General features: G+C 70.9%; 21 protein-coding genes. 6 read left to right on the plus strand and 15 right to left on the minus strand.

From position 1 onward, the window contains the following. Nucleotides 1-91: 91 nt before the first annotated feature. Complete coding sequence (locus ACKUB9_RS14230; RefSeq protein WP_407523021.1) at nt 92-265, minus strand: CsbD family protein; 174 nt, start codon at nt 263-265, stop codon at nt 92-94. A 526-nt stretch (nt 266-791) separates the two neighbouring features. Here ACKUB9_RS14230 and ACKUB9_RS14235 point away from each other — a divergent pair. Both ACKUB9_RS14235 and ACKUB9_RS14240 read left to right on the plus strand, forming a co-directional pair. Then, nucleotides 792-1,187, plus strand: a complete 396-nt coding sequence (locus ACKUB9_RS14235; protein WP_407523024.1) for a hypothetical protein — start codon at nt 792-794, stop codon at nt 1,185-1,187. Between the two features lie 312 nt (nt 1,188-1,499). Then, the gene (locus ACKUB9_RS14240; RefSeq protein WP_407523026.1) at nt 1,500-1,712 is read left to right on the plus strand and encodes a hypothetical protein; all 213 of its coding nucleotides are present in this window, start codon (nt 1,500-1,502) and stop codon (nt 1,710-1,712) included. 49 nt (nt 1,713-1,761) lie between these two features. Here ACKUB9_RS14240 and ACKUB9_RS14245 read toward each other — a convergent pair whose 3' ends face one another. The 9 genes from ACKUB9_RS14245 to ACKUB9_RS14285 form a co-directional block, all read right to left on the minus strand. Then, nucleotides 1,762-2,091 (minus strand): hypothetical protein, encoded by a 330-nt coding sequence (locus ACKUB9_RS14245; protein ID WP_407523029.1) that lies wholly within the window; start codon nt 2,089-2,091, stop codon nt 1,762-1,764. 296 nt (nt 2,092-2,387) lie between these two features. After that, nucleotides 2,388-3,824, minus strand: coding sequence for a dihydrolipoyl dehydrogenase (lpdA, locus tag ACKUB9_RS14250; protein WP_407523032.1), 1,437 nt, complete (start codon nt 3,822-3,824; stop codon nt 2,388-2,390). A 77-nt stretch (nt 3,825-3,901) separates the two neighbouring features. Next, nucleotides 3,902-5,398 (minus strand): pyruvate dehydrogenase complex dihydrolipoamide acetyltransferase, encoded by a 1,497-nt coding sequence (locus ACKUB9_RS14255; RefSeq protein ID WP_407523034.1) that lies wholly within the window; start codon nt 5,396-5,398, stop codon nt 3,902-3,904. Between the two features lie 3 nt (nt 5,399-5,401). Then, a complete protein-coding gene (locus ACKUB9_RS14260) occupies nt 5,402-5,995 on the minus strand; it encodes a Uma2 family endonuclease (RefSeq protein ID WP_407523037.1) in 594 nt (197 codons plus the stop codon). Between the two features lie 11 nt (nt 5,996-6,006). Then, complete coding sequence (locus ACKUB9_RS14265; RefSeq protein WP_407523039.1) at nt 6,007-6,291, minus strand: DUF5076 domain-containing protein; 285 nt, start codon at nt 6,289-6,291, stop codon at nt 6,007-6,009. 4 nt (nt 6,292-6,295) lie between these two features. Beyond that, nucleotides 6,296-7,765, minus strand: coding sequence for a pyruvate dehydrogenase complex E1 component subunit beta (locus ACKUB9_RS14270; protein ID WP_407523041.1), 1,470 nt, complete (start codon nt 7,763-7,765; stop codon nt 6,296-6,298). Nucleotides 7,766-7,801: 36 nt separating this feature from the next. Further along, nucleotides 7,802-8,899 carry a pyruvate dehydrogenase (acetyl-transferring) E1 component subunit alpha gene (pdhA, locus tag ACKUB9_RS14275; protein ID WP_407523044.1) on the minus strand — a complete coding sequence of 366 codons (1,098 nt, stop codon included), beginning with the start codon at nt 8,897-8,899 and terminating at the stop codon, nt 7,802-7,804. 111 nt (nt 8,900-9,010) lie between these two features. Continuing rightward, nucleotides 9,011-9,322, minus strand: a complete 312-nt coding sequence (locus tag ACKUB9_RS14280) for an FtsB family cell division protein (protein ID WP_407523047.1) — start codon at nt 9,320-9,322, stop codon at nt 9,011-9,013. Between the two features lie 69 nt (nt 9,323-9,391). Then, on the minus strand, nt 9,392-10,258 hold the full coding sequence (locus ACKUB9_RS14285; RefSeq protein WP_407523049.1) for a helix-turn-helix transcriptional regulator: 867 nt from the start codon (nt 10,256-10,258) through the stop codon (nt 9,392-9,394). A gap of 182 nt (nt 10,259-10,440) precedes the next feature. Here ACKUB9_RS14285 and ACKUB9_RS14290 point away from each other — a divergent pair, with 182 nt between their 5' ends. Beyond that, the gene (locus ACKUB9_RS14290) at nt 10,441-11,358 is read left to right on the plus strand and encodes a DMT family transporter (RefSeq protein WP_407523052.1); all 918 of its coding nucleotides are present in this window, start codon (nt 10,441-10,443) and stop codon (nt 11,356-11,358) included. Between the two features lie 53 nt (nt 11,359-11,411). Here ACKUB9_RS14290 and eno read toward each other — a convergent pair whose 3' ends face one another. Beyond that, entirely contained in the window at nt 11,412-12,689 is a 1,278-nt protein-coding gene (gene eno, locus ACKUB9_RS14295; protein ID WP_407523055.1) for a phosphopyruvate hydratase, read from the minus strand. A 176-nt stretch (nt 12,690-12,865) separates the two neighbouring features. Here eno and queF point away from each other — a divergent pair, with 176 nt between their 5' ends. Beyond that, nucleotides 12,866-13,327: a preQ(1) synthase gene (gene queF / locus ACKUB9_RS14300; protein ID WP_407523058.1), complete on the plus strand. Its 462-nt coding sequence runs from the start codon at nt 12,866-12,868 to the stop codon at nt 13,325-13,327. Nucleotides 13,328-13,387: 60 nt separating this feature from the next. On the opposite strand, the gene ACKUB9_RS14305 is transcribed toward queF, so the two are convergent. The 3 genes from ACKUB9_RS14305 to ACKUB9_RS14315 form a co-directional block, all read right to left on the minus strand. Next, nucleotides 13,388-13,705 carry a hypothetical protein gene (locus tag ACKUB9_RS14305; protein ID WP_407523061.1) on the minus strand — a complete coding sequence of 106 codons (318 nt, stop codon included), beginning with the start codon at nt 13,703-13,705 and terminating at the stop codon, nt 13,388-13,390. Nucleotides 13,706-13,841: 136 nt separating this feature from the next. Further along, nucleotides 13,842-15,032, minus strand: coding sequence for an MFS transporter (locus ACKUB9_RS14310; protein ID WP_407523064.1), 1,191 nt, complete (start codon nt 15,030-15,032; stop codon nt 13,842-13,844). A gap of 58 nt (nt 15,033-15,090) precedes the next feature. Next, complete coding sequence (locus ACKUB9_RS14315; protein WP_407523066.1) at nt 15,091-15,579, minus strand: hypothetical protein; 489 nt, start codon at nt 15,577-15,579, stop codon at nt 15,091-15,093. 403 nt (nt 15,580-15,982) lie between these two features. On the opposite strand from ACKUB9_RS14315, the gene ACKUB9_RS14320 reads away from it, so the two are divergent. Together ACKUB9_RS14320 and ACKUB9_RS14325 are read left to right on the plus strand one after the other, a co-directional pair. Then, nucleotides 15,983-17,065 carry an adenylate/guanylate cyclase domain-containing protein gene (locus ACKUB9_RS14320; RefSeq protein WP_407523069.1) on the plus strand — a complete coding sequence of 361 codons (1,083 nt, stop codon included), beginning with the start codon at nt 15,983-15,985 and terminating at the stop codon, nt 17,063-17,065. Nucleotides 17,066-17,295: 230 nt separating this feature from the next. After that, nucleotides 17,296-18,171, plus strand: a complete 876-nt coding sequence (locus ACKUB9_RS14325; RefSeq protein WP_407523072.1) for a hypothetical protein — start codon at nt 17,296-17,298, stop codon at nt 18,169-18,171. A gap of 66 nt (nt 18,172-18,237) precedes the next feature. Here ACKUB9_RS14325 and ACKUB9_RS14330 read toward each other — a convergent pair whose 3' ends face one another. Next, nucleotides 18,238-19,743, minus strand: coding sequence for a Do family serine endopeptidase (locus ACKUB9_RS14330; RefSeq protein WP_407523075.1), 1,506 nt, complete (start codon nt 19,741-19,743; stop codon nt 18,238-18,240). Nucleotides 19,744-19,810 lie beyond the last annotated feature (67 nt).

Raw genomic sequence — 19,810 nt, forward strand, 5'->3', positions numbered from 1 at the left:
GGGAGGCGCCAGAGGGGGCGTCACACGCCCGGATTCACGCGTCTCGCATCAGTTGTCCCAGGATCAGTTGCCCGGGATCACTTGCCCGGGATCACTTGCCCTTGAAGGCATCCTTGATGCTGCCGACGGCGTTCTGAATGCTGCCCTTCACCTGATCGGCGATGCCCTCGCCCTTCAGCTTCTCGTCACCGGTCATCTTGCCGGCGCCTTCCTTGATCTTGCCGCCGATATTCGTGGCAGAACCTTCCACGCGATCCTTATCCATCTCGCTCCTCCAGATCTTCTTGATGCGTCGATGGCACCCGCTTAGTAACGATGGCGCGCCGGGCCGGTTCCACGCGACTCCGGCCAAGGTTACGGCGCCGGACCGAGCCGTCGGCGGGTCGCGCGCCGTGCGCTCGAACTGATCGAAGCGGCCGTGACACGGCCCACGTCCGCGCGAGGAGGCGCGCGCCGCCCGCGTGCGGACCCCATGGCCAGAGCACGGCCCACCTCGTCGGCGTCATGCCGGGCGGAAGCAGGTCGCCCTCGCTCCTGTGGGGGCGCGAGCAGGGCCGTCAGGGCATCCTGACGCAGGTCCGGGGGACAGTCTTGACGAGGCAGCCGCCACCGGCGCCCCTCGATGATGTGCGCAGCGGCCTGGACTTACTCCCTAAGAGTTCTTCCGCACGCTCTGGACAGGACAAGTCTCTCCGTCCAGACTTGGTCTGTTTCACCCCACAGAGAAGCCGAAGGTTCGGGCCGACACTTCACGGATCGTGATGCGTCGGCCGGCCACATCTGAGGCGCCCATGCAGGCCCAGGTCAGATTCACCGTCGAGGTCGGCCCTGACGGCGATCCGGTCGTGAACGTGCACGCCGGCGATCGCACGATTCCGATCGGTCTGACGGCGGGGCAGGCCAGCGAACTCGGCCGTGCCCTCCTGGCGGTCGGCACGGTGTGCAGCAGCCCCCATCCTCCGCCGGAGGGCACGCCCATCGACAATTGCCACTTCCCGGTGAAGGAATGGGCCACTGGCCGGTCGGTCGAGAAGGGCCTTCCGATCCTGGTCGTGCGGATCCCGGGCGGCGCGGAGCTGATGCTGCAATTCTCCCCCGCCATGGCGGCGGAGTGTGGCGCGCACCTCAGGGAAGCCGCGGACCTCGCCGAAGGGGCCGCATCCCCCCGCGATCACAGCTTGAATTAGCCGATCCTTGGATGAGCCGAGACCGCTCCGGCGGCGGTCGTCCGAACCGCATCGTGCGGGGGCGATCCTCCCGGGTTCGCAGCCCGGCATCTTTGCGTCGTCCGTCGTCGCCCGCTCATCGCGTGGGGATGGAGGGGCACCCATCGCCGAGTGAGGAGCGACGCGGCACGGCCTGAGCATACCTCAAGGTTCAGGGCCGATCCGCTTCGTGCCGGAGCGTATCGCGCCTCTCCTCCCGCTTCGAAGATGGCAACCAATCGGGCCGCTCGTCGATTGGATTGCCATACTGCACGACGCTCGAGGCGATATCTCATGCTCTTTCTCGCAGCAGCGGCGATCGGCGGCGGCACTGCGACGGCCGTGCTCGCCGCGTCTCACGGATACCTCGTGGCACTGCTGGCCGCGCCGTTCGGAGGCAGCGTGGCGGCCCTCGGAGCCGGTCTGTCGCTCGCGTCCATGCGCGGCCATGACGAGCGGGACCGGCGCCGCTTCGAGCACCCACATTCCGTCCAAAGCGCCTGCTGAGCCCTCGCCCGCGCGGGCCTCTCGGTCCCGGTCGGCGCAGACCGACCGGTCAGCGGCCCTGGAGCAGCTTGTCCACGAGCGGCATGAGGGCGTCCACGCACGCCTTCGTGCTGTCATCACCCGCGCACTTGAGGTCCATGCCGACTTCGCCGCGGTAGAAGCGCAGCCTGGCGCCTCTCGCGCCACCCATGAACGGACGCCCACGCCAGCCGCCGTCGCGGTCGCCATCCGGCGGACCACGGCGCGACCACTCGGAGCGGGGATTGTCACCGCCAGGGCTCGAAGGCGGGGAGTCCGTTTGTCCCCCGGTGGCCTGGGCCAAGCAGGCCGTGCTGGTCACGACGGCGAGGATGGTGCCGGCGATCATGCGTTTCATCATGGCGCGTACTCCCTGGACGACTCTCGATCCCCGAAGGATGGCTGGCCTGCGTGTCTGGGGTTTGACCGGCCTGTATCGGCTTGGTGTCTGCCGGGTGATCGTGCCCGGGCACGCGGTTCCCGTCAGCGCGGCTCCGGTCTCTCTCGCCCGAGGGTATGCGTACGGCCTCGAACGCTTTCCTGGCACGCTGCGCCGTACCAAGAGCGGGCTCGTCCGAGGCTTGACCCCACGCCCCTGACCGGTGCGCCTCGTGCCGCCAACGGATCGGTCCGACAGGGCTTTCGGCGCCTTCCGCCTCACACGTGGATCACCCGCCCATACGCGTCGAGCACGCTCTCGTGCATCATCTCCGACAGGGTCGGGTGCGGGAAGACCGTGTGCATCAGGTCCTCCTCGGTGGTCTCCAGCTGCATCGCCACCACGTAGCCCTGGATCAGCTCGGTCACCTCGGCCCCGACCATGTGGGCGCCCAGCAGCTGGCCGGTCTTGCGGTCGAACACCGTCTTGATCAGGCCGTCCGGTTCGCCGAGCGCGATCGCCTTGCCGTTGCCCATGAAGGGGAAGCGGCCGACGCGGACATCGAAGCCCTGCTCCTTCGCCTTGGCCTCGGTCAGCCCCACCGAGGCGATCTGCGGCTGGCAATAGGTGCAGCCCGGGATCTTGCCCTTGTCCATCGGGTGGGTGGGCAAGCCCTTGATGGTCTCGACGCAGAGCACCCCCTCGTGCTCGGCCTTGTGGGCGAGCATCGGCGGGCCGGCCACGTCGCCGATCGCGTAGATGCCCGGCACGGAGGTGCGCCCGAGCCCGTCCGTCGCCACGATGCCGCGCTCGACCGTCACCCCGAGCGCGTCGAGCCCGAGATTCTCGATGTTGCCGACCACGCCCACCGCCGAGATCAGCTTTTCGGCGGTGATCGTCTGGGTCTTGCCGTCCGCCTCGACCGTCGCGGTGACGGCGTCCTTGCCCTTCTCGACCTTGGTCACCTTGGCGCCGGTGAGGATCCGGATGCCCTGCTTCTCGAACCGCTTGCGGGCGATGGCCGCGATCTCGGCATCCTCCACCGGCAGGATCTGCGGCAGCAGCTCCACCACCGTCACCTCGGCGCCCATGGTGCGGTAGAAGGAGGCGAACTCGATGCCGATGGCGCCCGAGCCCATGACGAGCAGGCTTTTGGGCATCGCCTCCGGCACCATCGCCTCGTAGTAGGTCCAGATCCGCGCCTTGTCCGGCTCGATCCCCGGGATGACGCGCGGGCGCGCTCCCGTCGCCACGACGATGTGCTTGGCCGCGTACTCGCCCGGCCCCTTAGCCCCCTTCGGGGCCTCGGCGCGTCGGGTCTCCGCCACCGTGACGCGGCCCGGCGCACTGCCCTTGGGCGCCGCCGCGATGCGCGCCTCGCCCCAGATCACGTCGACCTTGTTCTTCTTGAGCAGCATGCCGACGCCGCCGTTGAGGCGCCCCGACACGCCCCGCGAGCGCTTGACGATGGCCGCGGCGTCGAAGCTCACGTTCTCGGCCGAGAGCCCGTAATCCTTGGCATGCTGCAGGTAGTGGAAGATCTCGGCGGAGCGCAGCAGCGCCTTGGTGGGGATGCAGCCCCAGTTGAGGCAGATGCCGCCCAGATGCTCGCGGTCCACCACCGCGGTCCTGAAGCCGAGCTGCGCGGCGCGGATCGCCGTCACGTAGCCGCCGGGGCCGGCGCCGATGATGAGGACGTCGTAGGGGTCGGACATGCGTCAGGGGGCTCCGTGGCGGCGTGCGCCGGCGACGAGGAATTTTTTGGGACGAGGGCGCCGGACGCGCCGCCGCGTCACACCAGCATCCCCATCGGGCTCTCGATCAGGCCCTTGAAGGCCGAGATCAGTTCGGCGCCGAGCGCCCCGTCCAGCACCCGATGGTCGCAGGACAGGGTGCAGGTCATCATCTGCACGACCGCCGGGGCGCCGTCCTTCACGACGACGCGCTTCTCGCCCGCCCCGACCGCCAGGATCGTCGATTGCGGCGGATTGATCACCGCCGTGAAGTGCTTGATGCCGAACATGCCGAGATTGGACACGGACGTGACGCCGCCCTGGTACTCCTCGGGCTTGAGCTTCTTGGCCCGGGCGCGGGCGGCGAAGTCCTTCATCTCGTTGGAGATCGTCGAGAGCGTCTTGCGGTCGGCCTGGCGGATGACGGGCGTGAACAGCCCGCCGTCGATCGCCACGGCGACGCCGACCTCGGCGTTGTCGAAGCGCAGGATCCGGTCCTCGGCCCAGACGGCGTTGGCCGCCGGGACCCGCATCAGCGCCAGCCCCATCGCCTTGATGACGAAGTCGTTCACCGAGAGCTTGAAGATCGGCTTGCCGTCCTTGTCCTTGGCGGCGCTGGCGTTGAGCTGCTCACGCAGGGCCATCAGAGCGTCGAGCTCGCAATCGACGGTGAGATAGAAGTGCGGCGCCACCTGCATCGCCTCGGTGAGGCGCTTGGCGATGGTCTTGCGCATGCCGTCGAGGGGCACCTCCTCGTAGGTGCCGGGCTTGAACATCCCCGTCACCTGCTTGGCGGTGAGGCCGAGCGGCGGGGCGGCGCCGGCGGGCTTGGCCGGCGGTGCCTTGTCCGGCTGGGCGTCCGGGCCCGCCGCCGGGGCCTTCGGTGCGGGGGATTCTTGCACAGGGGATTCTTGCACGGCCGAGGGGGCCTTCGCGCCGCCCTCCTTGAGCGTGGCGCGCACGTCGCGCTCGATCACCCGGCCGTGCGGGCCGGAGCCCGTCACGCCCGAAAGATCGATCCCCTCCTGCTTGGCGATGCGGCGCGCGAGCGGCGAGGCGAAGATCCGCCCGCCCGCGGCCGGGCGCGTGGCGCCGTTCGGCTTGGACTCCGATCTGGCCTCCGGCTTGGCGGCGTCGGGTTTGGCGGCGTCCGGCGCCTCGTTCACCCGGGCATACGCCATCGTGCCGCCGCCGGGCGTGCGGTCCGCTTCGTCCGTTCCCACCGCGGGTTTGGATGCCTCGGCCTTGGGCGTCTCGGCTTTGGACGATTCGGGCTTGGCCCCGTCGCCGGCGCCGACGCTCTTCGGGTCCTCGCCCTCCTCGGCGATCAGCGCGATCAGGTCGTTCACCGGCACGTCCGCGGTGCCCTCCGGCACCACGATCCTGGCGAGCACGCCCTCGTCGACCGCCTCGACCTCCATGGTCGCCTTGTCGGTCTCGATCTCGGCCAGCACGTCGCCGGCCTTGACCGCATCTCCCTCCTTCTTGAGCCACTTGGCGAGGTTGCCCTTCTCCATCGTGGGCGAGAGGGCGGGCATCAGCACGTTGATCGGCATGTGTCAGGTCTCGGGCGGGGCCGGAGCGGCCGGGTCGTCGAGGGGAAAAAGGGTGTCGAGCGGGAACGGGACGGCGTCGAAGGGCGACAGGGCGACCGTCTCGCCGCGTTGAATGGTGCCCACCAGCAGCCAATGACCGCCGGTGAGCGCGAAGCCTTCGAGCACGCCGTCGGAGGGGTCGAGCAGCCAGAGATGGCCGACGCCCGCCTCCGCGTAGATGCGGCGCTTCGGCCCGCGGTCGAGCCGGACCGTCGAGGGCGAGAGGATCTCGCAGACCCAGTCCGGCGGCGTCTCGATGAAGGCGGTCTGCGGCTCGACCGGCAGCCGCGGGCGGCGCCAGCCGGCGAGATCGGGCACCACGACCTGCGGGCCGAGGTGAAGTTCGGGCTCGATCATGAAGATCCAGCCGCCGGGGCCGCCGCGCCCGCGGCCGAAGGGCGGCCCCAGTTCGGTCGCCAGCTCCATCGCCGCGGCCCCATGCCGTGGCCGCGGCCGCGGATGCGTCTCCAGCACCCCGTCGACGATCTCCGCGACGAGGGGCTCGGGCACGGCTTCGAGGTCGGCGTAGGTGGCGCGTCGCGGGGCGGCCTCGGCCATGGCGCGGCCCGTCAGTTGAGGTGATCCGGATCGAGGCTCTCGGCCTCCATCCCGGCGCGGATGCGCGCGAAGGCTTCTTCCTCCGACATCTCCGTCTCGCGGGCGTAGACCCGGGCCGCCTGCCGGGCGAGGTCGATCAGCAGGCGGCCCCAGGTGGCCGGGTCGTCGAAGGAGCGGCGCAGCGCGAAGCTCACCGCCCCGTCCACCACCGCGGCGCGCAGCACCTCGATCCCGCCGTGCTCGACGGCATCGGGCGGAACCGACAGGGCCTCGAATTGCGTCGCGTCGTCCGCCATCGGCCTACCGGTAGCAGACGGCCTTGGCCGCCTCGATCACCTCGGCGACGGTCGGCAGGGCGAGTTTTTCCAGGTTCGCCGCGTAGGGCATCGGCACGTCCTTGCCGGTGATGCGCAGCACCGGCGCGTCGAGGTAGTCGAAGGCGTCGACCATCAGGCGCGCGGCGATTTCGGCCCCGACGCCCGATTGCGGAAACCCCTCCTCCACGGTGACGCAGCGGCCGGTCTTCCTGACCGATTCCACGATCGTCTCGGAATCCATCGGCCGGATGGTGCGCAGGTCGATCACCTCGGCGTCGATCCCCGCCTCGGCGAGCTCGTGGGCGGCCTTCAGCGCGTAGGTCATGCCGATGCCGAAGGACACGAGCGTGACGTCCCGGCCCTCGCGGTGGACCTTCGCCTTGCCGATCGGCACCGTGAAATCGTCGCCCTTCGGCACCGGGAAGGACTGCCCGTACAGGATCTCGTTCTCGAGGAAGATCACCGGGTTGGGATCGCGGATGGCGCTCTTGAGCAGGCCCTTCGCGTCGGAGGCGGTGTAGGGCATCACCACCTTGAGGCCCGGCACGTTGGAGTACCACGCCGCGTAGTCGTGGCTGTGCTGGGCCGCGACGCGCGCCGCCGCGCCGTTGGGACCGCGAAACACGATCGGGCAGCCGAGCTGGCCGCCCGACATGTAGAGGGTCTTGGCCGCCGAGTTGATGATCTGGTCGATCGCCTGCATGGCGAAGTTGAAGGTCATGAACTCGACGATGGGCCTGAGCCCCGTGAAGGCCGCGCCCACGCCCACGCCCGCGAAGCCGTGCTCGGTGATCGGCGTGTCGACGACGCGCCGCGCCCCGAACTCCTGCAGCAGGCCCTGCGTGATCTTGTAGGCGCCCTGGTACTCGGCCACCTCCTCGCCCATCACGAAGACGGCTTCGTCCCGGCGCATCTCCTCGGCCATGGCATCGCGCAGGGCCTCGCGCACCGTCTGGGTTACCATCTCGGTGCCCTCCGGGATCTCGGCCATCGCCCGGTCGGCGCTGCGGTTGGTGATCACCGCGGGCGCCGCGGGGGCGACCGGCTTGTCCTCGGAGGTCTTGGCGGCGGGAGCAGCCTTCTCGGCCTGCCCTTCCGTCTTCATGTCGGGGGCCGGCGCGGGCTGGCCTTCGGGCCTGGCGGCGCCGTTCGGCTTGGCTCCGTCGGCCTTGCCACCATCCGGCTTGGCCGCGGCGGCCGAGACGTCCTCGCCCTCGCCGGCCAGCACCGCGATGGGCGTGTTGACCGCCACGTTGTCGGTGCCGTCGGCGATCAGGATCTTGGCGAGCACGCCCTCGTCGACGGCCTCGACCTCCATGGTCGCCTTGTCGGTCTCGATCTCCGCCAGGATGTCGCCGGGCTTGACCGGGTCGCCTTCCTTCTTGAGCCACTTCGCCAGCTTGCCCTGCTCCATGGTGGGCGAGAGGGCGGGCATCAGGATGTCGGTCGCCATGGGTGCTTCTGTCGATCCGAGGTGAGGGCCAGAGGGTCAGGCGCGGGCGGGTTCGAGCAGGACGTCGGTCCACAGCTCGGACGGGTCGGGCTCGGGATCGCTGGTGGCGAACTCCGCCGACTCGTTGACGATCTCGCGGACCTTGGCGTCGATCGCCTTGATCTCGTCCTCCGGGACCTTGTGGGGGCCGAGCAGGCGCTTGCGCACCTGCTCGATCGGGTCGGATTCCTCGCGCATCCGGGCGACCTCGTCCTTGGTGCGGTACTTGGCCGGGTCGGACATCGAGTGGCCGCGGTAGCGGTAGGTCTGCATCTCCAGGATGTAGGGCCCCTCGCCGTCGCGGGCATGCGCGATGGCGCGCGCGGCCGCCTCGCGCACGGCGCGCACGTCCATGCCGTCCACCTGCTCGCCCGGGATGCCGAAGGAGATGCCGCGCTTCGAGAAATCGGTCTGCGCCGAGGCTCGGGTCACCGAGGTGCCCATGGCGTAGCGGTTGTTCTCGATCACGTAGACCACGGGCAGCTTCCACAGCTGCGCCATGTTGAAGCTCTCGTAGACCTGGCCCTGGTTGGCCGCGCCGTCGCCCATGTAGGTGAGGCTCACCGCCCCGTCGCCGCGGTACTTGTTGGCGAAGCCGATGCCGGTGCCGAGCGAGACCTGGGCGCCGACGATGCCGTGGCCGCCGTAAAAATTCTTCTCGCGGGAGAACATGTGCATCGAGCCGCCCTTGCCGCGGGAATACCCGCCGCGGCGGCCGGTCAGCTCGGCCATCACCCCCTTGGGATCCATGCCGCAGGCCAGCATGTGGCCGTGGTCGCGGTAGCCGGTGATGACCTGATCACCGTCCTTCGAGGCCATCTGCACCCCGATCACCACGGCCTCCTGGCCGATGTAGAGGTGGCAGAAGCCGCCGATCAGGCCCATGCCGTAGAGCTGGCCGGCTTTCTCCTCGAAGCGGCGGATCAGCAGCATCTCGCGGTAGGCGTGCTGGTCCTCCTCGCGGGTGAACTGGGGTGCGTTGGAGGCCGTGTCGGACGGTTTGGCCGCGGCGGCCTTGGACGGCGGGGATTTGGGCGAGGCGCCCTTGCCCGATGCGCCCTTCTCGTCCTGGCGGGCCTCGTTCGCGGCATCCATCGGCGCCCTCCCGGCTGTGCGACCTTGGTCCAACAGCTTCTAGGGCAGCCGATGCCGGAAGGCGAGGGCTTGCGGGCCGGAGTGGCCCTGCGGGGCGCCGGACGGCGCACGTCAGGGCGTGATGATGACGACCTCGTTGGGGTGGACGCGCCCGAGCACGATGCGGGCGCGCTCCTCCAGGAGGTCGCGGTCGATCTGGTCGCTGCGCAGGAGGGCGACGCGCCGCTCCCACTCGGCCCGGTCGGCCCTGGCGGCGTCGAGCTCCTGCTGGAGGCCGTAGGCCTGGATCTTCAGCGCCCGCTTGGCTTCGAGGCCGCGGTTGCCGTTCTCCGCCTCGTTCAGGAAGTAGCCGACGGCCAGCACCGAGGCGGCGTAGAGGCCGAGCGGCAGCAGGATGGCACGGGTGCGACGACGGACGACCATGCCCGCCACGCTACGGGGGGATGGTTAAGGAAGCCTCAAGGGGGGATGCCGCGCGGGCCGGGGCAGGCATCAGGAGGCCCCCCGCCACGCGGCGGGCGTGAGGCCGGCCGCCTGCTTGAAGCGGCGGGTGAAATGGCTCTGCGAGGCGAAGCCGCAGGCCAGGGCGATCTCGGCGAGGCTCGTCCGCCCCTCCGCCAGCAGGTCCTTGGCGCGGGCGATCCGCCGCTCGGTCACGTAGCGGTGCGGCGCCACGCCGAGGCTGGCCTTGAACATCTTGGCGAAGTGGAAGGTGCTGAGGCCGGCCTCGTCCGCGAGCGCTTCGAGGGTGAGGGCCTCGCCGAGGCGTGCCTCGATCAGCTCCGCGACGCGGCGCCGGACGGTCGGGGAGAGGCCGCCCCGCACGGCCCGCGCCCCGGGAGGGCCGATGTGGCGCCGCAGGAGGGCGTGGAGCAGGAGGTGGCAGGCCGCGTTCAGGGCCATCCGGTCGGCGCCCGCCGCCCAGTCGAGGGGCAGCACGCCGCCGCGCACCAGCATCGCCGTGGCGGGATCGTCCGCGAAGGTCAGCTCGCGCAGATGGATGCCGCTTGGATCGACGTCGAGGGCGCTCACCGCCTGAGAGGCGAGGGTCTCGGGCGCGACGTAGAGGTGGAACAGCCGCAGGCGACCGCCGATCAGCCACCGGCTCTCGTGACCGGCGGGCAGCAGGCAGAGCTTGTCCGGCCCGCCGCCCGACAGGGCGCCGTCCTCGCGCACCACCCTCTCGCCGCCTTCGAGGTAGAGGCTCAGGGTGTGGTGGTCCGGGCGGTCGTAGCGGGCGCGGTTGTCGCGGTTGTGCCATTCGGCGAGCGACAGCCCGCGGCCGGCCGTGCCCGCGCGCAGGAGCGCCGCACCGGTGCGGGCCAGGGCATCGCGGACGTCGGGGGGCGGCTCGGTCATTCTGCGCGCGGATCGGTGGGGGGCGCAGCGTAGGGGCCGGGTCCGGCCGCCGGCAACGGGTGCGGCGGCCTGCGAGGCGAAAACCCCAAGAACGTGCAACGCCGCCGCCGGAAACGGACGAGCCGGCGGCACGGCGCCGACCTATCACGGGGTTCAGCCAGCCCGATCGGGAGCCCCGGACCGTGACCGCCCTCCTCTACGCCCTGACCGTGCTCATCTGGGGCACGACGTGGATCGCCATCACGCTCCAAGTCGGCCCCGTCGCCTTCGAGGCCTCGATCGTCTACCGCTTCGCGCTCGCCGGCGCCGTCCTGCTCTGCGCGCTCGGCCTCACCGGACGGCTCCAGCCGATCCCGTGGCGGCAGCAGCCCTTCGTGCTGCTCCAGGCGCTCTGCCTGTTCTCCTGCAACTTCGCCTGCTTCTACCTCGCCGCCTGCTCCGTCCCGAGCGGGATCGTCTCGGTCGTTTTCTCGGCGGCGACGGTCTTCGCCATCGCCAACGCCTACCTGTTTCACCGCCGCCGCCCGTCCGCCCGCGTCCTCGCCGGCGTGCTGATCGGGCTTGCCGGGATCGCCTGCCTGTTCCGGGACACGCTCGCCGGCACCGCGCTCGACCGAGACACCGCGGTGGGCCTCGGCCTCGCGCTCCTCGGCACGTGGTTCTTCTCGGCCGGGAACCTCGTCTCGGCCCGCAACCAGCGGCACGGGCTCGCGGTCGCCACGGTGAACGCCTACGGGATGCTCTACGGGGCCGCCCTGGTCGGGACGGTCGCCCTCGTCCGCGGCGTGCCGTTCGGATTCGACCCGTCGCCGGCCTATGTCGGCTCGCTCCTCTACCTGGCGGTTCCCGGCTCGGTGATCGGCTTCACCGCCTACCTGACGGTGGTGCAGCGGATCGGACCCGAGAAGGCCGCCTACATGACCGTGCTCTTCCCGGTCGTCGCCCTGACGATCTCGGTCTTCGCCGAGGGCTACCGGGTGACGCCCCTGGCGGCGCTCGGCGTCGCGGCGGTCCTGGCCGGCAACGTGGTCGTGTTCGCGCCGCTCCGGACGTGGCGGCGCCCCGACAAGGACCGCCCGGAGGCGGCCTGCGACGCGTGACGCGCCCCGCGGAGGGCGGTGCCCTCCGGGGCGTTGTCCTCCGCGCCGACGCCTCAGGCCTTGAGCGCCGCGCGCCCGGCGTAGCGCGCCTGCGGGCCCAGGCCCTCCTCGATGCGGATGAGCTGGTTGTACTTGGCGAGCCGGTCGGAGCGGGCGAGCGAGCCGGTCTTGATCTGCCCGCAATTCGTCGCGACCGCGAGGTCCGCGATGGTCGCGTCCTCGGTCTCGCCGGAGCGGTGCGACATCACCGCGGTGTAGCCGGCCCGGTGCGCCATATCGACGGCCGCGAGCGTCTCGGTGAGCGAGCCGATCTGGTTGACCTTGACCAGGATCGAGTTCGCCGTGCCCTTGGTGATGCCCTCCGAGAGCCGCGCCACGTTCGTCACGAACAGGTCGTCGCCCACCAGCTGGCAGCGCGCGCCGACCGCGTCGGTCAGCGCCTTCCAGCCGTCCCAGTCGTCCTCGGCCATCCCGTCCTCGATCGAGAGGATCGGGTAGGCGTCGACCAGCTTGGCGAGGTAGGCGGCCTGGGCCGCCGGGTCGCGGGTCTGGCCCTCGCCCTCGTACACGTAGGCGCCGTTCTTGAAGAACTCGGTGGCCGCGCAGTCGAGCGCCAGCACGATGTCCCGGCCCGGCTCGTAGCCGGCGGCGCGGACCGACTCCATCACGAAGTCGAGGGCGGCCTCGGCCGAGGGGAGGTTGGGGGCAAAACCCCCCTCGTCGCCCACGTTGGTGTTGTGGCCGGCCTTCTTGAGGGCGCCCTTGAGGGTCTGGAAGACCTCCGCGCCCATGCGCACCGCCTCGGCGAGCGAGGCGGCGCCCACCGGCATGATCATGAATTCCTGGAAGTCGATCGGGTTGTCCGCGTGCGCGCCGCCGTTGATGATGTTCATCATCGGCACCGGCAGGATGCGGGCCTGGGTGCCGCCGACGTAGCGGTAGAGCGGCAGGCCGGAGGCTTCCGCGGCGGCCTTGGCGACGGCGAGCGAGACGCCCAGGATCGCGTTGGCGCCGAGCCGGGCCTTGTTGGGCGTGCCGTCGAGCTCGATCATCGCCTCGTCGACCGCGACCTGATCCTCCGCGTCCATGCCGCCGATGGCGTCGAGGATCTCGCCGTTGACGGAAGCGACCGCCTTGAGGACGCCCTTGCCGCCGAACTTCGCCTTGTCGCCGTCGCGCAGCTCCACCGCCTCGTGCGCACCCGTCGAGGCGCCCGAGGGCACGGCGGCGCGGCCGAAGGAGCCGTCCTCCAAGAGGACGTCGACCTCCACGGTCGGATTGCCCCGGCTGTCGAGGATCTGGCGGGCGGCGATGTTGGTGATCGCGGTCATGAGGTCGCTCTCTCCGGCAGGCGGCCGTCGTCAGGCCGGGCTTATCCGCCAAGACGCCGCGCGCGGCAAGCACCTCCAAGCACCTCCAAGCACCCCAAGGTCAGGCAGGCCGGTCGGACCGCCGGGCACGGAGCGGGCCGTAGCGCGCAGCAGCCCCTCGCCCCTATATCGGGCGCATGACCGACGAGACCCCTGACGAGACCCTGCAGCTCGGGCGGCCCGCCGCCCTGCCCCGCTCGCCCGAGGAGGCGCAGCTCGACCGCGTGCCGAACCCGCACCCGGACACGGACTACCTCGCCCGCTTCACGGCGCCGGAATTCACCTCGCTGTGCCCGGTCACGGGCCAGCCCGACTTCGCCATCCTGGTGATCGACTACCTGCCCGACCGCTGGCTGGTGGAATCGAAGTCGCTCAAGCTCTACCTGCACAGCTTTCGCGATCACGGCGCCTTCCACGAGGATTGCACGGTCGCGATCGGCAAGCGCCTCGCGGGGCTGCTCGAACCCCGCTATCTGCGCATCGGCGGCTACTGGTACCCGCGCGGCGGCATTCCGATCGACGTCTTCTGGCAGACCGGCGCGCCGCCCGCCTCCCTCTGGCTGCCCGACCAGGGCGTGCCGCCCTACCGCGCCCGCTAACGGACATGAAAAAGGCGGCCGGGGGCTCGCCCCGGCCGCCCGATCGCGCTGCCGCGCGGCTCAGTAATCGTAGTCGTAGTAGCCGTAGGCCGGGGCGCGGTAGGCCGGCGCCCCGTAGCCGTAGCCGTACCCGTTGCGGCGCGCCGCATCGGCCGCGATGGCGCCGGCCGCCAGGCCCGCGATGCCGAGGCCCACGGCCGCACCCGTCGAGATGCCGCGCCGGCCGCCGCGATAGCCGTAGCCGCGGGCATAGGGGCCGCCGTGATAGCCGTGGCCGTAGCCGCCGCGGTAGCCGGGCCGGGCCTCGGCCGGGGCCGACATCGTCATCATCGTGCCGAGCGACAGCGCGGCGGCGGACATGATCGCGAGCTTGCGCATGAAATCTCCTCGCATGTGAAACAATTCAGGCAAGTCAACACGCGAGGGCGCCGGAAGTTCCAAGGCAGGTTCCGGCCCGTCCGGAAGTGGAGGGGCCGGCTTTGTCATTCATTCTCCGTTCACCGAGCTGGACCCGCTAGGGCAGTTGCACGCGCCGGACTGGCTGGGCGAGGCGGCGCGCGGTGACGAGACCGAGGATCAGGATGGCGACGGCGCAGAGCGCCAGCGCGCCGAACTGGCCCAGCGTCTCGAGCCCGAGGCCGAGCACCGCGACTCCCAGCGCCTGCCCGCAGAAGAACGAGAAGGCGTGCAGCGCCACCGCTGAGGCGCGGGCCTCCGGCGCCACCTCGGTGACCTGCACTTGGTAGGTGTTGTGGAGCATGTAGAAGCCGAGGCCCAGCGCCACCAGCGCCAGCGCGTCGAGCTGCCACGCGCCCGCGAGGCCGACCATCATCAGGGCGCCCCCCGAGACCGCGCCCCCGGCCATCAGCATCCGGGTCTGTCCGAGGAAGCGCAGGAGCAGGCCGACGCTGAGCGAGTAGAGCAGGCCCCCCGCCGCGAAGCCGGCGAGCACCAGCCCCGCCTCGCGCGGGCCGCCCTCGCCGCGGGCCTCGATCAGGTGGGCGAGGTGCGGGAAGATTCCGAACACCGCGATCGCCTCGACGAACACCGCCGCGAACAGCACCCGCGCGCGGGGATTGCCGAGGATCGCCCGATAGCGCGCGAGCGCCGGGCCGACCGCGAAGCGGCCCCCCCGGACCCGCAGGCTGCCCGAGAAGCCCGCGAGCACCGCGACCGCGCCGGCCGCCGCGATGGCGGCGGAGAGCACGAACACCCCGCGCCAGCCGATCTGCGCCTCGATCAGGCCTGACACGGTGGAGCCGGCGAGCTGCCCGAGGATCACCGCGACGAGGAAGCGCCCGATCGCGACCTGGCGCCGGTCCATCGGGATGCGGTCGCCCATCATGGCGAGCGCGAGCGGGATCACCCCGCCGGCCGCCGCGCCCGCGAGCATGCGCAGGGCGAAGAGCACCCGGATGTCGGAGGTGATCGGGCTGAGGAGGAGCGCCAGCATCAGGATGCCGAGGCAGGTGACGACCACCCGCTCCTTGCCGAGCGCGTCGCCGACCGGCCCGAGCACGGGCTGGATCAGCGCGTAGGGCAGCGCGAAGGCGGTGGAGAGCAGCGCCACGGTCGCCGGGCTGGTGGCGAAGTCGCGGGCGAGCACCCCGACGAGCGGTTCGGCCACGCGCCCCGCGAAGGTGCTGGCGAAGCCGCCCGCGGCCAGGACCACGATGAGCCGCGTGGGCGAGGTGGAGGCGGTCACGCGCGACCGGCCGGAGCGCGCGAGGCGCGAGCGCGAGCATTCGACATGACGGCGAGGGTTAACGCGTTTGCCGGAGCCCTGATAGGCGCCTGAGCGCATGGGGGGGTGCCGCCCGCACGAGGCAACTCGTCAGGAACTCGCCCGCGGCCCGGGCCCCGCACAGGATCTCGGCCCGCCCCGCCTGACCGGCCTGGTCGGTGCCGGTGAGACGGGCCTCGCGGTGGAGCCGCAGGGCCAGCGCCTCCGCCTCCTCCGCCCGCGCGCCGGTGAGCGCCCGGGCGGCGAGCCCGATCAGCACGAAGGTGTAGCGGTTCGGCTCGGCGAAGCGCGAGCGCAGGACGACCCGCCGGGGGGCCGCGCAATCGAGCAGCATCAGGTCGGCATCCGCCGCCCCGAACGCCACCACGCTGCCGCTGCGCCCGGCGATCGCGGCCCCGGTCGTCGTCACGAAGCGCCCGGTGAGGCGCGCGCAGGCGTCGGCCCGCGCGCCGGCTGCGGAGCCGAGGAGGAGAAGGGCGGCGAGGGCGAGGCGCATGGCAAGGCGCATGGCAAGGCACATGGCAAGGCACATGAGCGGAGTATGCTGGTGCGGCCGGCTCCCTGCCAAGCCGCACGAGTGAGCCGCACCCGGGTGCTCACGGGTGCGCCGCCCTGCGCGATCCGCGCTGCCGCCCGGCATCAGGTTCGCGCGCAGCCGGATGCGGGTCCGTGGTGCGCCCCGAGGAGGAATGATAGGCTGCGGCCGGAACAAGATAGTCTTGAGTCGAAAAATGCTCAGTTTAACGAATCGTCTGTTCTTTCCGTGGTTCGATATTTCCGATGAGGAGAAATTTAGGGCGTATTACACCGAAGAGACAATCACATCTCTGAAGTATGCATTGACGGTTACATGTATATTGCATGTGCTTCTATTCGTTTCGGATTGGTTGGCGTTCCGAGATGAATTCAACATGCTGGCGATCTACCACATCTACATCATCGTTTCGTGCGCCCTGGCGGTTCCCGGCTTCACGATCCCGTTCGTCAGACAATACCTGTTCCTGCTGGTCCCGCTGTTCTGGATCCCGAGTGGGATCGCGATCGCCATCGTCATGTATTTCGCGGAGAGATCCTTCGATGTATACATCAGCGGAGTCGTTTTTACGCTCTTATACGCCTGTTGTGCGGTGAGAATGTTGTTTGTCAGTGCCGTAATGTGCTGCTTGTTGCAGGTCATTTTCGTCAATGTCGCGCTGTATGCCAGGTCGGCGGGTGCGAACGCGTTCACCTATACCAATTCCGTGTTGATGTATTCCGTCGCGATCGGCTTGGTGCTGAATTTCACGATCGAACTGCTGGCGCGCCGCAACTTCGTTCTGCGGAGCAACCTGGACAGCGAGCGGGGCAAGCTGGACGCGATCCTGCGCGAGATCCTGCCCTCGTCGATCCTGGCGCGGATCCGGTCCGGCGAGCGACGGATCGCCGACTTGAGCGCTCCCGTCACAGTGATCTTCGGGGACATCGTCGGATTTACACAGTTGACGGCAAGGCAGAAGCCTGAGTTCGTCGTCGATATGTTGAACAGGCTGTTCTCGACGTTGGACGAGCTCGCGGCCAAGCACGGGGTCGAGAAGATCAAGACGGTCGGAGACGCCTACATGGCCGCCGTGGGCGTGGGTGACGCGGCCGACAAGGACGTTTTTGCGATCGCGGAGTTCGCCCTGGAGGCGCGCGATGCGGTCAGCCGGCTGAGCCGGGAGGCCGGCGTCGACGTGTCGATGCGCTTCGGCTTCGCGACCGGCAGCGTCATCAGCGGCGTGATCGGCGTGGCGCGCCCCGTGTTCGACACCTGGGGCTTGCACGTCAATCTCGCGAGCCGCCTCGAAGGCGCAGCCCCGCCGAACGGCATCTTGGTGGACGGGCAGACCGCCGACGTCATCCGGTCCCGCTACATCGTGCGCGACGACGGGCCGAAAGACCTGAAGGGCATCGGCGAGACCCCCACCTTCCTCGTCGTGGGACGGACCGATCGGCACCTCGATGCCGCGGCTTAGAGCATCGTCCGACGGAGCGGCCACCGGTTCGCCGCAGAAAGCGTGACGCTATCAAAGACTTAAGAGTGGGGGCGATCACAGCGCGATCGGCTCCTGCTCCAGGGTGAGCCCCGGATCGGCGTGACCCGCCCATCCCCGCTATCCCCAGGACGATGCGCCTGCGTCGTTGCCGCGGAGCCCGCCCGGAGGCCAGATCGCGCATCATCCGCTCGGGATCGGCGGGGAGTGGCGTGCTGAACAGGATCCTCCAGGGCGTGGTCGGGGCGGCGGCGCTCGCCGCGGTGGCGAGCCCGCTCGTGATGATCCTGCTTCTCGACCCGCGCGTCGGCCTCCGCGCTCACCGGATCGAGCCGGAGCCCGCGCCGGTGGTCGCCCCCCGAGAAGCCTGCCCGCCCTGCCGGACGGCCCCGCCGCCCGAGCCGGAGCCCGCGCGGCCCGCGCCACCGCCGGCGCCGCCTGAGCCGGCACCGCCGGCCCTGCGTCCGGCCCTGTCCGACGGGATCGCGACCCCGGACGTCGCGGGCGAGCGGGAGACGCAGCGCGCGCTTCTCCTCGGCGCCACCGCCCATCCCGACCGCGTCTCGGGCTCGGCGGCGTGGCTCGACGTGGTCGGGCTGCGCTACACCGCGCCGCGGGCTGCGGCGGGCGCGCCGCCCCTTGATCCGAACGGCTACCGGCGCGTGCGCGTCGACCTCGCGCAGGCGCCCGACCGCGCGCTCGTGGTGCTGGCCGACCAGCCCCTCGCCCTGTCGCTCGCCGTGAGCCCGCCCGACCGCGCGGGCGCGCTCGGGGTCGAATCGCGGGCCGCCTTCACGGTAGCGGAGGGGCGTCCGGGACTGCTCGGGGGTTTTCGCAGCACGGCCTTCGGGGCGCCGAGCGTGGCGCCGCTCCTCGACACGCTGCGCCCCGGCCCGGATGGCATCCGGACCTTCTGCGCCGCGCTGAGGCTCTGGGCCGGGCAGTACGGGCTGCCGGTCGCGCGCCTGCGCTACACGCTCCTGGAGAACGCCGCGCAGGTGCGGCTGGAGGGCGACCGCCTGCTGACGGACGGCAGCGCGCGCGGCCGGGTGGCGGGCCGGCGCCTCGCGGTCCTGTGCCGGCAGTGAGGCCGGCGCGCGAACGCCGGCCCCGCGCGGGGCCGGCGTCGGCAGGGCGTTGCGGGGCGAGCGCGCTCAGCCGTTCTTGGTCTGGAGCGAGATCGCCACGAAGCGCACGCCCTTGTCGCTCTTGACGCGCATCAGCACCGCCTTGCGGCCGTCGCTCTCGGCGCTGCGGATGCGGCTCGCCACGTCCGCCACCGAGGAGACCGGCTGGCCGCCGACGTCGAGGATGACGTCGCCCGCCTCGATGCCCTTGGCGGCCGCCGGGCCGTCGGGATCGACGCTCACCACCGCGACCCCCTCGCCGCCGGCGCCCACCGCGTCGGCGGGGGCGAGCCCGAGGCCCAGCCGCGGCTGGGCGTCGCCGCGCCGGCTGCCGCGCTCCTCGCGGGAGGCGACCTTGGTGTCGTTCGGCAGCGTGCCGAGTTCGACGGTCGCCACGTCGCGCTTGGCCCCCCGCAGGTAGGTCAGCTCGACCTTGCTGCCGGGCTTCATGGAGGCGATCTTGCGCGACAGCTCGCGGGCGTCGGTGACGGGCTCGCCGTTGACGAGTTGGACCACGTCGCCGGACTTCAGCCCGGCCTTGGCGGCCGGCGTGCCGTCCTGCGTGCTCGTCACCAGCGCGCCCTTCGGCTTGTCGAGACCCAGGCTCTCGGCGATGTCCTTCGTCACCGGCTGGATCTGGAGGCCGAGATAGCCGCGGGCGACCTTGCCGTCGGTGCGCAGCTGATCGACCACCGCCTGCACGGTCTCGGAGGGGATCGCGAAGGCCAGCCCCACGTTGCCGCCCGACGGCGAGGCGATGGCGGTGTTCACGCCCACGACCTCGCCCGTGACGTTGAAGGTCGGACCGCCCGAATTGCCCTTGTTGATCGGCGCGTCGATCTGCAGGAAGTCGTCGTAGGGGCCCGCCCCGATGTCGCGGCCGCGGGCCGAGACGATGCCGGCCGTCACCGTGCCCCCCAAGCCGAACGGGTTGCCGATCGCCACCACCCAGTCGCCGACCTGCGGCGCGCCGTGGGCGAGCTTCACGTACGGGAAGCTGCCGCCCTCGGTGACCTTCAGGAGCGCGAGGTCGGTCTTGGGATCGGTGCCGACGAGCTTGGCGTCGAGCGTGCGGCCGTCGTCGAGGGTGACCTCGATGGCCTTGGCCTTCTCGACCACGTGGTTGTTGGTGACGACGTAGCCGTCGGCCGAGACGAAGAAGCCCGAGCCTTGCGCGGCGCGGCCGCGGTCGCGCGGGCGCTGGGGCGTGCCCTCCTCGCCGAAGCGGCGGAAGAACTCGCGCAGCTGCGGCGGCACGCTGCGGCCGCTCAGGCCCTCGTCGTCCGAGGCGTCGTCGCGCAGCGTCACCTTCACGGAGACCACCGCGGGCTTCACCCGGTTGACCACCGGCGCGAAGCTGCCGGGCGGGTGGTCGGGCACGGTGATCGGCGTCTGCGGCAGGGCCTGGGCCAGGGCGGGCGTGCTCGGCGGCAGGAAGGCGGTGCCGAGGGCACCCGTCGCCACGAGCGTCACGGCCGCGACGGAAGCCAGGGCCTTGCGATGGAAGCGGGACGCGGGAACGGGCTGTGTCATGGACGAACGATCCTCCGGGATGCGAGGGCCGCGAGCGCGGCCGGTCGATGGGGCCACTCTCGGGGAG

It is taken from the genome of Methylobacterium oryzisoli (assembly GCF_046557895.1).
GTDB classification, from domain to species: Bacteria; Pseudomonadota; Alphaproteobacteria; order Rhizobiales; family Beijerinckiaceae; genus Methylobacterium; species Methylobacterium oryzisoli.